13 protein-coding genes and 1 tRNA gene are annotated in these 14,596 nt (G+C 65.5%); 10 read left to right on the top strand and 4 right to left on the bottom strand.

The features are described from left to right. Positions 1 to 221: 221 nt before the first annotated feature. Positions 222 to 743, bottom strand: a complete 522-nt coding sequence (locus tag GJ693_RS02010) for a hypothetical protein (protein ID WP_156254667.1) — start codon at positions 741 to 743, stop codon at positions 222 to 224. A gap of 528 nt (positions 744 to 1,271) precedes the next feature. Further along, positions 1,272 to 1,348: transfer RNA gene (locus tag GJ693_RS02005), tRNA-Pro, on the bottom strand. Positions 1,349 to 1,516: 168 nt separating this feature from the next. Here GJ693_RS02005 and GJ693_RS02000 point away from each other — a divergent pair. From GJ693_RS02000 to GJ693_RS01955, 10 genes are read left to right on the top strand one after another with little or no spacing between them, the layout of a single operon-like run. Then, on the top strand, positions 1,517 to 2,596 hold the full coding sequence (locus GJ693_RS02000) for a putative urea ABC transporter substrate-binding protein (protein WP_156254666.1): 1,080 nt from the start codon (positions 1,517 to 1,519) through the stop codon (positions 2,594 to 2,596). A 7-nt stretch (positions 2,597 to 2,603) separates the two neighbouring features. Next, positions 2,604 to 3,419 carry an ABC transporter permease gene (locus GJ693_RS01995; protein ID WP_156254665.1) on the top strand — a complete coding sequence of 272 codons (816 nt, stop codon included), beginning with the start codon at positions 2,604 to 2,606 and terminating at the stop codon, positions 3,417 to 3,419. Next, the gene (locus tag GJ693_RS01990) at positions 3,416 to 4,180 is read left to right on the top strand and encodes an ATP-binding cassette domain-containing protein (protein ID WP_156254664.1); all 765 of its coding nucleotides are present in this window, start codon (positions 3,416 to 3,418) and stop codon (positions 4,178 to 4,180) included. The genes GJ693_RS01995 and GJ693_RS01990 overlap by 4 nt, the downstream gene beginning before the upstream one ends. Then, positions 4,177 to 4,674, top strand: coding sequence for a CopG family ribbon-helix-helix protein (locus GJ693_RS01985; protein WP_156254663.1), 498 nt, complete (start codon positions 4,177 to 4,179; stop codon positions 4,672 to 4,674). The genes GJ693_RS01990 and GJ693_RS01985 overlap by 4 nt, the downstream gene beginning before the upstream one ends. Beyond that, entirely contained in the window at positions 4,671 to 5,501 is an 831-nt protein-coding gene (locus GJ693_RS01980; RefSeq protein WP_156254662.1) for an urea amidolyase associated protein UAAP1, read from the top strand. Before GJ693_RS01985 ends, GJ693_RS01980 begins: the two co-directional genes overlap by 4 nt. Before the next feature lie 8 nt (positions 5,502 to 5,509). Beyond that, complete coding sequence (locus GJ693_RS01975; protein ID WP_156254661.1) at positions 5,510 to 6,145, top strand: urea amidolyase associated protein UAAP2; 636 nt, start codon at positions 5,510 to 5,512, stop codon at positions 6,143 to 6,145. Then, on the top strand, positions 6,142 to 9,735 hold the full coding sequence (gene uca / locus GJ693_RS01970; protein ID WP_156254660.1) for an urea carboxylase: 3,594 nt from the start codon (positions 6,142 to 6,144) through the stop codon (positions 9,733 to 9,735). The genes GJ693_RS01975 and uca overlap by 4 nt, the downstream gene beginning before the upstream one ends. Beyond that, positions 9,732 to 11,495 (top strand): allophanate hydrolase, encoded by a 1,764-nt coding sequence (gene atzF / locus GJ693_RS01965; RefSeq protein ID WP_235902555.1) that lies wholly within the window; start codon positions 9,732 to 9,734, stop codon positions 11,493 to 11,495. The genes uca and atzF overlap by 4 nt, the downstream gene beginning before the upstream one ends. A gap of 18 nt (positions 11,496 to 11,513) precedes the next feature. Beyond that, complete coding sequence (locus GJ693_RS01960) at positions 11,514 to 12,422, top strand: Vgb family protein (protein ID WP_156254658.1); 909 nt, start codon at positions 11,514 to 11,516, stop codon at positions 12,420 to 12,422. A gap of 3 nt (positions 12,423 to 12,425) precedes the next feature. Beyond that, complete coding sequence (locus GJ693_RS01955; protein ID WP_156254657.1) at positions 12,426 to 12,740, top strand: hypothetical protein; 315 nt, start codon at positions 12,426 to 12,428, stop codon at positions 12,738 to 12,740. A gap of 120 nt (positions 12,741 to 12,860) precedes the next feature. Here GJ693_RS01955 and GJ693_RS01950 read toward each other — a convergent pair whose 3' ends face one another. Next, positions 12,861 to 13,292: a hypothetical protein gene (locus GJ693_RS01950; RefSeq protein WP_156254656.1), complete on the bottom strand. Its 432-nt coding sequence runs from the start codon at positions 13,290 to 13,292 to the stop codon at positions 12,861 to 12,863. A 138-nt stretch (positions 13,293 to 13,430) separates the two neighbouring features. Next, positions 13,431 to 14,318 (bottom strand): sterol desaturase family protein, encoded by an 888-nt coding sequence (locus GJ693_RS01945; protein WP_197041887.1) that lies wholly within the window; start codon positions 14,316 to 14,318, stop codon positions 13,431 to 13,433. Positions 14,319 to 14,596 lie beyond the last annotated feature (278 nt).

Below are 14,596 nucleotides of genomic sequence, written 5' to 3'. Positions count from 1 at the left end.
ACTCTGACAGAATTGTGTCAGCATCTTTCTAAGTTTTCGAAACACCCCTTACATTCAGATGGTTATATATATCCTGGCGAACCGGCAACTGGAGTGAGTGAAATTTCGTGCGCGGCGTCCCGTTCAGGCGTGTCAGGACGCTCTGACAGCGCGTCAGGCCTTCAGAGAGCGTGGGTGGCCAAAGTTCTTCCAAACCGCGCCATAGGCGCTCTGTGGCGCCCTCAGGCCACTATCTTTGCTCCGCCCTTTCGCCGGTCAATCTCTGTGGTTGCCGTTTCCGAGATGAACTCCCAAAAATCACGCGCTGCGCCGTTGAGCTGGTTCGACATCGAATGCCGCTTCTCCCAGCCTAGCGGTGCTTTGCGCCGAAGACCCTTGCAGACATATTTGCCCCACTTCTCGACACGACCGTAGGGCTTTTCACCGAGGTAAGCATTATGCTTGCCCGGCCCTCGATCCATGTCATGGCCAGCCGCCCGACGGATAGCATGCCGGACATAAGCTTCGGCGACGCCTTCGATCTCGATACCACCGTGGATGTGGGGATGGACTGGTTTCCCATGGCTGTCGTGCAGTTCGGTCACCAGATAATATGCCGGAGCAACGTCAAATACCTTCCCGAGCTCGTTGGTGAAGCGACGGCGAATGTAGTCTGCCCTATCGGTGCGAGCCTCGATAGCCCGGAGCAGGTTATCCTCGAAGTGAACTGTGAAGGCCCAACCCTGAAACTCGGAAATCGTCATATGACCAAGCTGGACTCTCATCCACGGGCTTAGGTCTCTCCACCTGGGAACCTTAGGTCTGCTGGTCTGTTGCTGCGTTCCAAGCTTGAGTATGAAATCGTTCAAGGAAGTATACACTACGAGGGGTTCAATCTCCCTCTGTTTCAGTAGCACAGAGACCCTGCCCCTCAAGCGCGTTTTTCCTAATATAGCAAGGAGTTGTCGATCGCGCTGTTCGACCGGCCAGCTGCCCATTTTGTGGTGCACTAATTTCCCTTTTTGCAGACTGGCGAGCCTAGGGGCGCGGAGCACCGGATCAATCTGCGAACCGGCGGCGATTACGCTCGTGAACGCAGCCCACATATCGCGCGCCTGTCAAGGCACAGCGCCCCATCACACTGTCACCAACGCTATCAGAATGCTCATCGAGACGGTGTTCTCAGGGCTAATAGCACCACCCCGGTGTTACGCTGACTGTTACGTCAGACTGTTACGTCGAGTGACGCCCTATACAGCCTAAGCTACTGATTTTACTATTTTATTGAATTATGGTCGGGGAGACAGGATTCGAACCTGCGGCCCTCTGCTCCCAAAGCAGATGCGCTACCAGACTGCGCCACTCCCCGACGCAGCGCCTGCCCTAAGTGACGGGCCGGAAAAGCGCAAGGCTGGCGCTGAATCGCCGTCACGCGCCGGGCCAGCCGGTATTACCAAAAGCGACATACGTAATATTGCCCTTGCCGGCTTGGCCGGCGGCCTGTCTGGTGCGGCGAGCATTTTTCGGGGACTTCAGCGTGCGCCAATTCCTCAATCGCATCATCGGGCTGCTGGGCGTGGCCACGCTGCTGCTGGCCAGCGGCTGCGGCGGCGGCGACAAGCCAGCGGCCAAGCGCAGCGAGTTCAGCATCGGCTGGTCGATCTATGCCGGCTGGATGCCGTGGCCCTATGCGGCGCAGGCCGGCATCGTGAAGAAATGGGCCGACAAATATGGCCTGAAGATCAATGTCGTGCAGGTCAATGACTATGCCGAATCGGTGAACCAGTTCACCGCCGGCAAGCTGGACGGCGTGACGGTCGCCAACATGGACGCGCTCACCATCCCGGCCGCCGCCGGCAAGGACACGAGCGCCATCATCATCGGCGATTATTCCAACGGCAATGATGGCCTGGTCGCCAAGGGCGCCGCCAGCATCGCCAGCCTGAAGGGCAAGCCGATCAACCTCGTCGAGCTGTCCGTCTCGCACTATCTGCTGGCGCGCGCGCTGGAAAAGGCCGGCATGGCGATGCAGGACGTCAAGACCATCAACACCGCCGATGCCGATATCGTCGCCGCCTTTGCCAGCCCCGACGTGCAGGCCGCCGTCACCTGGAACCCGCAGCTTGCGGCGATCAAGGCGCAGCCGGGCGCGAAGCTGCTGTTCAGCTCCGCCGATATTCCCGGCGAGATCATCGATCTGCTGGTGGTCGATACCGCCACGCTGAAGGCCAATCCCAACCTGGGCAAAGCGCTGGCCGGCATCTGGTACGAGACGATGGCGCTGATGCAGCGGCAGGATGCGGCTGGCAAGGCGGCGCGGGCCGCGATGGCGCAGCTGGCCGGCACCACGCCCGCGGTGTTCGACGCGCAGCTCACCACCACCTTCCTCTACACCGATCCCAAGGCCGCCGTGGCCGCCGCCCGGAGCCCCGATCTCATCACCACCATGAACCGCGTGCGCGATTTCTCCTTCTCGCGCGGGCTGTTCAAGGGCGCCGCAACGCCCGATGCGGTGGGCATCGGCTTCCCTGGCGGCAAGACGCTGGGCGATGCCGCCCGCGTGACGCTGCGCTTTGACGACAGCTACATGAGACAAGCGGCTGACGGGAAACTGTGACGCCACCATGCGCTGGGTAAGCCGCAAGATCGGCCGGCGTGAAGCCGCGACGCTGGGCACGATTCCGGTCGTGCTGCTGCTGCTGGCCTATGTGGTCACGGCCGCCGTGCGCCATGCGGCCAATCCGAATGATCGCATCGTGCCGCTGCCCGGTGCCATGGCCAAGGCGCTGTGGACGCTGGCGACGGTGCCCGATCCGCTTTCGGGCAGCCTGCTCTTCTGGGCCGACACCGCCGCCAGCCTGGAGCGGCTGGGCCTGGGCCTGGGCATCGCCATGGCCATGGCCTTCCTCGTCGGGCTGCTGCTCGGCGCGCTGCCGCCGGCACGGGCCACCTTCAGCCCGCTGGTGCTCGGCATCGCGGTGATCCCGCCAGTGGCGCTGCTGCCGATCCTGTTCATCATGCTGGGCCTGGGCGAAACCGCCAAAGTGGCGCTGATCGTCATCGGCGTCGCGCCGGTGATGATCCGCGATCTGGCCGGGCATGTCGCCGCTCTGCCCACCGAACAGATCATCAAGGCGCAGACGCTGGGCGCCAGCAGTTGGCAGGTCATCCTGCGCGTGGCGCTGCCGCAGGCGCTGCCCCGGCTGATCGAGGTGACGCGTCTCGCCATCGGGCCGGCCTTCGTGTTCCTGATTTCGGCCGAAGCCATCGCGTCCGACGTGGGGCTGGGCTACCGCATCTTCCTTGTCCGCCGCTATCTGTCGATGGACGTCATCATCCCCTATGTCGCCTGGATCGCGCTGCTTTCGATCCTGATCGACATGGCGCTGGTCGCCACCGGCCGCCGGCTGTTCCCGTGGGCAGGCGGAGCGGCGCGATGACGACGCTGCTCGAAATCCGCAATGTCTGGGTGGAATATGGCGCCCATGTCGTCCTCGAACGGCTGAACCTGGAAATCGAGGCCGGTGCGTTCGTCTCCATCATCGGCCCGTCGGGTGCCGGCAAGACCAGCCTGCTGCGCCTGCTGCTCGGTCAGGAAGCCCCGGCCAAGGGCGTGATCACGCTGGATGGCGCACCGCTGGCGCCGGAATGCGGCCCGGATCGCGGCGTTGTCTTCCAGCGTTATTCGGTGTTCCCGCATCTCACCGCGCTGGGCAACGTCATGATTGCCCGCGATTTTGCCGGTGCGCCGCTGCTCGCCCGGCTGTTCGGCGCCCGCCGCAAGGCTGCCCGTGCGGAGGCACTGGCCATGCTTGCCGCTGTCGGCCTGGAAGGCGCGGCCAACCAGTATCCGGCGCAGATGTCGGGCGGGATGCAGCAGCGCCTGGCCATTGCCCAGGCCCTGATGATGCAGCCGCGCATCCTGCTGCTCGATGAGCCGTTCGGCGCGCTCGATCCCGGCATCAGGGCAGACATGCACAAGCTGATCGCCCGGCTGTGGCGCGAGCAGCAGCTGACGATCGTGATGGTCACCCACGATATCCGCGAGGCCTTCACGCTGGGCACGCGGGTGATTGCGCTCGACAAGCAGCGCCAGGATCCGCACGAACCCAATCGCTATGGCGCCACCATCACCTATGATCTGAAACTGCGGCCCAAGGCCGACGAGGTGGCTGAAGAGACGGAAGGGGCCGCCGCATGAAGGCTGTCGCCCGCACCCAAGTCGAGGCCCTGCCCGTCGCCGGCCTCGCCCGGCTGAGCATGAGCTTGCCGGCCAGTCTGCTGCACAAGCTGGACGTGATGCTGCAGGAACGCGCACTCGCCTCGCGCTCGCAGCTGATTGCCGAGCTGATCAGCCACGCCGTGGCCGCGCACGAGGCGCTCACCCACCCGCAGGCGCTGTTCGCCGGCACCATCACGTTGGTCTATCGCGCCGATCGCGGCCGCGTGCGCCAGCAGCTGGCGCAGATCGAGGCCGAGTATATCAAGGAAGTCATCTCGGTTCAGCACGTCTTCCTGGAAGATGACCAATCGCTGGAAGTGCTGCTGGTGCAGGGGCCAGCGCTGCGCCTGCGCGCGCTGGCCGACGCGCTGCGCGTGGTGCGCGGCGTGCAGCAGCTTGAACTCGTCACCACCACCGCCCTGCTGCCGCCGCTGCATGAACAGGGCGAACCTGCCAACCGGAGCCTGCCATGACTGCGCCCCCTTCCCTTGCCGATCCGCTGGCCGCGCGCGAACATGCCCGCGCGCAAGGCAGCATCCGCGTCGAAACCATGCCGATCCTGCCGCCAGTCGCCGATGATCTGCCGGCTGGCGTGAGCGGCGACGATTTGTTGTGGGAAGAAACCGTTGCGCCCGGTGGTTACGCCACCCGCCGCCTGCCGCGCGGCGCCCGCCTGCGCCTGATCGACAAGGCCGGCGATGCCGCGGCTTCGGTGCAGATCTTCAACGCCGAAATGCCCACCGAGCGGCTCAACATGGCCGATACGGTGAAGGTGCAATGGAACGCCTATCTGGGGCCGGGCAAGCTGCTGCTGTCGGACATGGGCCGGGTGTTGATGAGCATCGTCGAGGACAGCGCCGGCACCCATGACTGTTTCTGCGGCGTGTCGAACGCGGCCACCAATGCGGCGCGTTATGGCGACGGGCGCAACAGCGGCGCGCATCCCAATGGGCGCGACCGCTTCCTGTTGGGCGCCGCCAAGCATGGCCTGGGCCGGCGCGACGTGCACCCGGCGATCACCCTGTTCAAGGGCACCCGCATCGAAGCCGATGGCACCATCACGCCCGTTGTGGGCCCGTTCGCGCCTGGCCGCGAGGTGCTGCTGCGCGCCGAGATGGACGTGATCATCGTCATCGCCAATTGCCCGCACGTGCTGGATCCGCGGCCGGAGTATAACTCCACGCCACTGCGCCTCACCGCCTGGCGCGGCCCGGTGACGCCGCCAGACGATCCCATCCGCAATGCGACGCCAGAGGGCCTGCGCGCCTTTCTGAATGTCGAAGACCTTTATCGTCGTTGAGAGCGAACATGACACAAGATCCCCATCTCGCCGGCCTGCCCGGCCCCGTGCTCCACGATGAAATCGTGCCGGCGCGCGCACCCTGGCTGCACCATGTGGCCGCCGGGCAGACGCTGCGCATCGTCGATCTGGAAGGCAACCAGGCGGTGGATTTCCTGATCTATGCCGCCGCCGACGACGCCGAGCGCTACAGCGCGCAGGACACGGTGGCCGCCCAGGGCAATCTGTTCCTGCGCACCGGCACGCGGCTGATGTCCAACGAGGGCCGGCCGCTGATGACGATCACCGCAAGCGCGGTCGAGTATCACGACACCATCGGCGGGGCGTGCTCGTGTGAATCCAACACGCTGCGCTATGGCCATCACACCAAGTGGCAGCACGCCTGCGTGGAGAATTTCCTGGAAGCCAACCTGACCGAAAGCCGCGGCAAGCGCGATATCGTCGCCAACATCAATTTCTTCATGAACGTTCCGGTGGAAGCTGATGGCGCGCTGGGCATCGTGGACGGCATTTCCGCGCCGGGCCTGACGGTCGACCTGAAAGCCGATCAGGATGTGATCGTGTTGGTTTCGAACTGCCCGCAGATCAACAACCCGTGCAACGCCTTCAACCCGACGCCCGTGCGCATGATCGTTGCGGCATGACCATCAAGACCATCCTGATCGCCAATCGTGGCGCCATCGCCACGCGCATCATCCGCACGGCCAAGCGCATGGGCCTGCGCGCCGTCGCGGTCTATTCCGAAGCCGACGAGGCCAGCCTGCACGTCGCGGCGGCCGATGAAGCCATAGCGATCGGCGGGTCGCGCCCGGCCGAATCCTATCTCAACGCCGATGCCATCATCGCGGCGGCCAAGGCCAGCGGCGCGGACGCGATCCACCCCGGTTACGGCTTCCTGGCTGAAAACGCCGATTTCGCCGAGCGTTGTGCAGCCGCCGGCATCATCTTCGTCGGGCCGACGCCGGACAATATCCGCACCTTCGGCCTGAAACACAGCGCCCGCGATCTGGCCGCCGCCCACGGCGTGCCGCTGGCACCCGGCAGCGGGTTGCTGAAGGACGAAGCCGAAGCGTTGGCCGCGGCGCAGGCCATCGGCTTCCCGGTCATGTTGAAGGCGACGGCCGGCGGCGGTGGCATCGGCATGCGGGTGTGCGAAGATGAGGCCAGCCTGCACGAGGCGTTCGCGGCCGTGGCGCGGCTGGGCCAGGCCAATTTCGGCGATGGCGGCTTGTTCCTGGAACGCTATGTGCGCCGCGCCCGCCATGTCGAGGTGCAGATCTTTGGCGACGGTGCCGGCCGCGTGCTGGCGCTGGGCGAACGCGACTGCTCGCTGCAGCGCCGCAATCAGAAAGTGGTGGAGGAAGCCCCGGCGCCGCTGCTGCCCCAGGCCGTGCGCGAGGCGCTGTTCGCCGCCGCCATCCGGCTGGGCGAGGCCGCGCACTACCAGAATGCCGGGACGGTGGAGTTTCTCTACGACGCCGACCGGCAGGATTTCTTCTTCCTCGAAATGAACACCCGCCTGCAGGTCGAACATGGCGTGACCGAGGAAGTGCTGGGCATCGACCTAGTCGAATGGATGCTGCGCGGCGCCGGTGGCGATTTTGGTTTCATGGATGTGCCCGTGCCGTCCCCCAACGGCCACAGCGTGCAGGTGCGGCTCTATGCCGAAGACCCGGCCAATGATTATCGCCCCACCACGGGCCTGATCACCGCCGCCAATTTCCCCGCCGATATCCGCACCGAAACCTGGGTGATGGCCGGCACGCAGGTGAGCGCATTCTACGATCCGATGCTGGCCAAGCTGATCGTGCATGCCCCCAGTCGCGAACTGGCCGTGGCCGCGATGGCGCGCGCGCTCGATGGCACGCGCATCGACGGGATGGAGACCAATCTGCGTTGGCTGCGCGACGTGGTGCGGTCTGTCGCCTTCACCAGCGGCGAGGTTTCGACCCGCGCGCTCGACAGCGTGGAACACAACCTGCGCGCCATCCGCGTGATTGCCGGCGGCACATCGACCACTGTGCAGGATTGGCCGGGCCGCCAGCAGCATTGGGCCGTGGGCGTGCCGCCGTCAGGGCCAATGGATGATTTCAGCTTCCGGCTCGGCAATCGCCTGCTCGGCAATGATGAAGGCACGGCCGGTCTGGAAATCACCGTCACCGGGCCGACCCTGGCCTTCACCGCGCCGACGCGCATCTGCCTGACCGGCGCCGATTTCGGCGCGACGCTGGATGGCGCGCCGGTGCCGCTGGGCCAGGCCATCAGCGTGGCGGCGGGCCAGAAACTGGCGATGGGCCGGGCGAAGGGCGGCGGCTTCCGCGGCTATCTGCTGGTTGCCGGCGGCTTCGACATCGCGCCGTATCTGGGCAGTGTCGCCACATTCGATCTGGGCGGGTTCGGCGGCCATGGCGCGCGCCGGCTGCTGGCGGGCGATGTGCTGCACCTTGGGGACGCACCCACCACCACCCCCCTGGCCAGTGCGCCGCTGCCGGCGCTGCCGACGGAGTGGATGGTGCGGGTGATGGTTGGCCCGCACGGCGCGCCGGATTTCTTCACCCCCGGCGATATGGCGATGATCGCTGGCACGGACTGGCAGGTGCATTACAACAGCAACCGTACCGGCGTGCGGCTGGTGGGGCCGAAGCCGGAATGGGCGAGGCTGGACGGCGGCGAGGCCGGCCTGCACCCGTCCAACATCCACGACAATCCCTATGCCATTGGCGCCGTGGATTTCACCGGCGACATGCCGATCATCCTCGGGCCCGATGGGCCGTCGCTGGGCGGCTTCGTCTGCCCGTTCGTGGTGATTGCGGCGGATCGCTGGAAGATCGGGCAATTGGCCCCCGGCGACCGGCTGCGCTTCGTGCCGGTCACGCTGGCTGCCGCCCAGGCCGCCGATGCGGCACAGCGGGCGCTGCTGGCTACGGGTGCGCCCTTGCCGGACATGGCTGGCAGCGCAATCGCCGATCTGTCGCCGATCCTCGCCGAAATCCCGGCGGCGGGCAGCCGGCCGCGCGTCGTCTATCGCCAGCAGGGTGATCGCAACATCCTGGTGGAATATGGCCCGATCACCCTGGACCTGGAACTGCGCATCCGCGTCCACGCGCTGCTCACCGAACTGGAGCGGCTGGCCCTGCCCGGTGTGATCGATCTGGTGCCGGGCATCCGCAGCTTGCAGATGCATTTCGATGGCGTGCGCCTCGACAGCGCCGTCGCGCTGGCCGCGCTGATGGCGGCCGAGGAAAGGCTGGGCGAGCTGGATGATTTCACCATCCCGTCGCGCATCGTCCACCTGCCCCTGAGCTGGCGCGATCCGGCCACCATCGAGACCATCCAGAAATATATGGCCGTCGTGCGCGATGATGCGCCCTGGTGCCCGGACAATATCGAATTCATCCGCCGCATCAACGGCTTGCCTGATGTGCAGGCGGTTGAGGACATCATCTGGAACGCCTCCTACCTCGTGATGGGGTTGGGCGACGTCTATCTGGGCGCACCGGTCGCCACACCAGTCGATCCGCGCCACCGGTTGGTGACGACCAAATACAACCCGGCCCGCACTTGGACGCCGCCCAACGTCGTCGGCATCGGCGGGGCCTATATGTGCATCTATGGCATGGAAGGCCCGGGCGGTTACCAGCTGTTCGGCCGCACCATCCAGGTGTGGAACACCCACCGCCAGACCGACGCCTTCATCGAGGGCAAGCCCTGGCTGCTGCGCTTCTTCGACCAGATACGATTCTATCCGGTGACGCCTGAGGAACTGGTGGAATGGCGGCGCGATATCCCGAGCGGCCGCCGCGCCATCCGCATCGAACCGTCCGAGTTCCGCCTCGCCGACTATCGCCGTTACCTGGCCGACAATGCCGCCGATATCGCCGCCTTCGAAGCCAACCGGCAGGCGGCCTTTGCCGAGGAGCGGGCTGACTGGCAGCGCAAGGGCGAATTTGACCGGGTGGCGGACGACGCCGCCGACATGGCCCCGGCCGCAGCCGTGGACGTGCCCGATGGCGCGGAACTTGTTGAATCCCCCTTCGGCGGCAGCGTGTGGAAACTGCTGGTGAAGCCCGGTGACGTTGTGAAGGCCGGCGACACCATCGCGGTGATCGAGGCGATGAAGATGGAATGTCCGGTGGAAAGCCCGGCCGCCGGCACGGTGGTCGCGCTCTATCTGGCCGAACGCCAGCCATTGCAACCCGGCGCGCCGATGCTGGCGCTGCGGAGGACGCCTTGAGCCGCCAGCACGCCAGCGCCATCGCGGCGGCGGTGAACGCTGGGACCACTTCGGCCGAAGCGGTGATGGCCGAAACGCTGGCCCGCATCGCCGCTTATGACGCGGTGCAGCCGCAGATCTGGATTTCGCGTGCTGCCGCCGATGATCTTTTGGCCCAGGCCCGCGCCGTCGATGCGCGCGTGGCGGCGGGTGAAGTGCTGCCGCTGGCCGGCGTGCCCTATGCCGCCAAGGACAATATCGACGTTGCCGGCCTTCCTACCACCGCCGCCTGCCCGGCCTTCGCCTATCAACCGGATGCCGATGCCACGGTGATCGCCCGGCTGAAGGCGGCGGGCGCCATTTGCGTGGGCAAGACCAATCTCGACCAGTTCGCCACCGGCCTCAACGGCACGCGCAGCCCTTATGGCGCCCCGCGGAATGCGCATAATCTGGCGTGGGTGTCCGGCGGTTCCTCCTCCGGTTCCTCGGTCGCCGTTGCCGCCGGACTGGTGCCGTTCGCGCTCGGCACCGATACCGCCGGTTCGGGCCGGGTGCCGGCGGCGTTCCAGCATCTGATCGGCTTCAAGCCCAGCCGTGGCCGCTGGAGCGGCACCGGCCTGGTGCCGGCCTGCCGCACGCTGGATTGCATCACCGTGTTCACCGACCGACCGGCCGATGCGGCCCTGGTCGATCAGGTGATCGCCGGCTTCGACGCCGCCGACGCCTACTCCAAGCCGCTCGCCGACCGACCGCTGGGGCCCCGCCGCTTCGCCGTGCCGCGCCGGGATCAGCGCAACTGGTTCGGCGATGTGGAGGCCGAGCATCTGTATGAGCGTGCGCTGGCGACGCTCGCCACCCTGGGCGAGGTCGTCGAACTTGATATCGCCCCGCTGCTGGAGGCCGCGCAATTGCTCTATGGCGGCCCGTGGGTCGCCGAACGCACCGCCGCCATGGCCGAAATCCTCACCAACAACCCGGATGCCGTGGACCCCACCGTGCGGACCGTGGTCGAACAGGGTTGGGCCAAGACGGCGGTCGAATTGTTCAACGGCATGTACCGCCTGGCCGACATCAAGCGCCATGCCGACCTGCTGTGGGACAGCATCGACGTGCTCGCCTTCCCGACCACGCCGACCAGCTATCGCGTCGCCGAAATGCTGGCCGCGCCGGTGGGGCTGAACAGCAATCTCGGGCTCTACACCAACTTCGTGAACCTGCTCGACATGGCGGCGGTGGCAGTGCCGGCCGGGCAAAAGGCCAATGGCGTCGGCTTCGGCATCACGTTCATTGGCCCGGCCGATACGGACCGGGCGCTGCTCGATCTGGCCGAAACCTGGGCCGAAGCCACCGGCCACCCCGCACCACCACCACTCGACCTGGAGGGCAAGATGCAGACTGTGAAACTGGCCGTTGTGGGCGCGCACCTGGAAGGCATGCCGCTGCACTGGCAGCTGACCTCCCGCAACGCGACGTTCGTCGGCGCCTTTGAGACCGCGCCGACCTATCGCCTCTATGCCATGGCCGACAGCGTGCCGCCCAAGCCGGCGCTGGTGTTCACGCCCGATGGTGCGCCGATCAAGCTGGAGGTGTATGAACTGGGCGTCGCCGAGTTCGGCAGCTTCGTTGTCGATGTGCCGCCGCCGCTGGCCATCGGCACGGTGACGCTGGCGGACGGATCGAGCGTGAAGGGTTTCGTTGCAGAGCCGCGGGCGCTCACTGGCGCCGAGGACATCACCCACCTGGGCGGCTGGCGCGCCTATATCGCCAGCAAGACCGCCTGACGCGAAGGGAAAGCTGCCATGATCCGCCTCACCGCCCTCCTGCTCGCCGCCGCCCCTGCCCTTGCCCAGCAGGCCGAAGTGCAGACTGTGCCGGACTTCGGCGATTTCCTGGTGGTGGACGGCAAGACGGTGTGGATGACCAACCGCGGCCGGGTCGAGCAGTGGAGCCGCAGCGGCAGGCAAGCCAGCGTCGCGCTGCCGGGGCCGTGCGGGGCGATGGCGATCAAGGGCAAATATCTGTGGGTCGCCGATTGCAAGCTGGGCGCGCTGCACCGGATCGACACGCGCACGGCCACGCTGGTGCAGACGGTGGAAACTGGCATCGCCGACAAGTCGGGCGAACTGAACGTCGTGTTCGGCGGCGGTTCGATCTGGGTGGCGAGCGATGCCAAGGGCGAAGTGGCGCGGGTGAACCCGAAGACCGGCGCGATCACCGCCCGCATCGCGGTCGATCCCGGCACGTCCTATCTGGCCTTTGGCGAAGGCGCGCTGTGGGCGGTGAGCGCGCCCAAGCAGAGCGTGCAGCGCATCGATCCCGCCAAGGGCGCAGTGACGGCGCGCGCCGCTCTGGGCAAGCAGCCGGGCTTCCTGGCGGCGGGCGCCGGCGGCGTGTGGGTGCAGGAACAGGGCGATGGCACGCTGGTGAAGGTTGATCCCAAGGCGGTCACCGTGGCCGGCCGGGTGAAGGTGGGCGCGAACCTCAAATGGGGCGACATCGACACCGGCGCCAGCAAGGTGTGGCTGCGCACCACCGACGATCAGGAATATGTGGTGATCGACGCCAAAACGCAGGCCATCATCGCCCGTGTGGGCCCCGAAGTGAAAAGCGGCGCGCTGCGCTGGACCAGGGCCGGCGTGTGGACCAGCGCGCATGATGTGCACACGTTGAAATATTGGCCGGCGCCGGCGCTTGGGGCGAAGAATTAGGGCGTGAACTCGCAAGCGTTAACGTCTGCAATGGGGTGGGAAACAGACATCGCCTGCCTGAAATTCCAATTGGGGTTTATCGTGCATCCATCGAATTTTATCGAATCTGATCGTCCAACGGACGATCAAGTCGAAGCGGCTGCTCGCGAGTTGCATCGGTGGGGTGAATTGCACGGCTGGTGGCCCCCAACCGTGACAAGTTATGATGCCCTCGATGCAATCGGCAAGGAGGAGTTCGATGCCATCGTCGAGAGAGTTCTCATGTCTGCGGCTGCGGCCAAGCGCGGAGTGCCGCCCACTGCTAACGAGATTGAATGACTGCAGCTGGGTCGGGAGTAGACAGGCGGCTTTTCACGTCCAAACCAGACCTACTGCCTTTGGGTCAATCGCCCTCGATACGGAGGGCGCAATGGCGGCAATGGGGTGGTGAGCAGACCATCAGAAAAAGCGGTCATCTTGCTCATAAATTGCATCAGTCAGGGCGAAGACCTGCGCCGCCAGAGGTGTTCCAATTACATCGTCGCGACGCATGGCGGTGCTGGCGAGGTTTCCGTTTGCGGCCGGTCTGCCGTGAGCATCGATAACCATTAGGGCTGGAGTGCCATCAGCCTGCTGCCGATGAACCATGGAGATAGCGTATCGATCTGCAGGGCTTGTTCCCTCGCCCCATTCACCCAGCACCAAATCGAGGTTCGCGCCAATGTCGCTCAGGTGTCCCTCGGTCCAATGTATCCAGTAGGCTGCGGCGGCATTACCTTGATCATAGACCAATCCTGCAACCGAGCGGCTATCTCTGCCACAACAGTCACAATGCCCTCGGCTTTCATCCATCTTCTTGATCGTAAAGCGATTCGGCTGTTCATTTCGCATTTAAAGAACATACCAAGCGTCAGCCGACGATCATACCTATTTTCGTAAGGCAGAACTGCAGCTTTCGGGTCAAAGCGTGTTTCAGTCGAACGATCGAAAATGGGCGCAAGCTGCCCGACGGCTTGATCAGCCAACTCCCTATGCCCGCGACCCTTTCAGCATGCCGCGCGCGCCGTCGATCAGCGGCGTGAACGGATAGACCATCACGTCCTTGATCCCCAGCTTGCGCCCCGCCTCCTGGCCCACTTCGGCGGTCTCGCCGGCGCGGAAGGTGCCGAACATGCGGTCGAGCAGGATCAGCGCGTTGGCATAGTTGCAGCGCGTGTCTTCATATTCCATCGAATGGTGCAGGCTGTGGCTTTCGATGGTGGTGAACACGTGCGCATACCACGCCGGCGGGTTGAAGCGCACGTTGGCGTGGGCGAAGCAGAAGATCGCGGTGAGCACCGAAAAGCCGGCGAACAGGCCGGGCAGCGAGAAATCGAACAGCGACACCACCGACAGGCCGACCAGGAACAGCTCGATCGGGTTGCCGACATGGCCCTTCAGCGCGTTCAGCTGCGTAAGATAATGGTGCGGCGCGTGGGTGAGCCACAAGGGCCGCCAGTTGTGCATGCCGCGGTGCATCCAATATTGGCCGAATTCCAGCAGCACCACCACCAGCGCCGCCTGCAGCGCCACCGGCGCCGCCGTCAGCCACGGCGTCTTGATGCCCACCATCGCCTTGAACGCCTGGTACCCGCGCTCGGCGATATTGTGATCGAGCCACTGCACCACCGTGTAGCCAAGCGCGACGTAGATGACGTCACTCAGCAGTTCGCGCGGCGTGAGGCGCCAGCTGGCGTGGCGCTCGTTGAACGCTTCCAGCAGCAGCACGAAGCCCTTGATGGCGATTCCGGTCCAGAAGAAGGTCGTGGCGCTGCTGGCAAGGCTGGGCGGCAACAGCGTCCACCAGGCCACGATGGCCACGATGAGGCCCGGCTGCATGTAGCGAAACAGCATGTCTTTCAGGCGATTGCTTGTCATGACATCCCAATCCGGCGGCAGTCCTGATGCTGATCGCATCCTGCCACAGGCGCACCCATACGTCATCCTCCGCAACCAGCTGCGGTCAGGTGCCGCGCTGCCGCCCCTGGCCTGCGCCGTTCGCCGGTTGACTGTGGCCGGCGCTCTGCCATTCCTGCCGGCCATGAACCACCCCTCCCCCGCTGCCGCGCGTGACGCCCTGGCGCGCGGCGATCTGGCCAGCGTCCATCGCCTGGCGTCGCAGCTCGCTCGCCTGCCGCAGCCGGCGCTGGCCGCGG

Source organism: Sandarakinorhabdus oryzae (genome assembly GCF_009733735.1).
GTDB lineage: Bacteria > Pseudomonadota > Alphaproteobacteria > Sphingomonadales > Sphingomonadaceae > Sandarakinorhabdus > Sandarakinorhabdus oryzae.
This window is presented reverse-complemented; position numbering and strand designations above follow the sequence as displayed.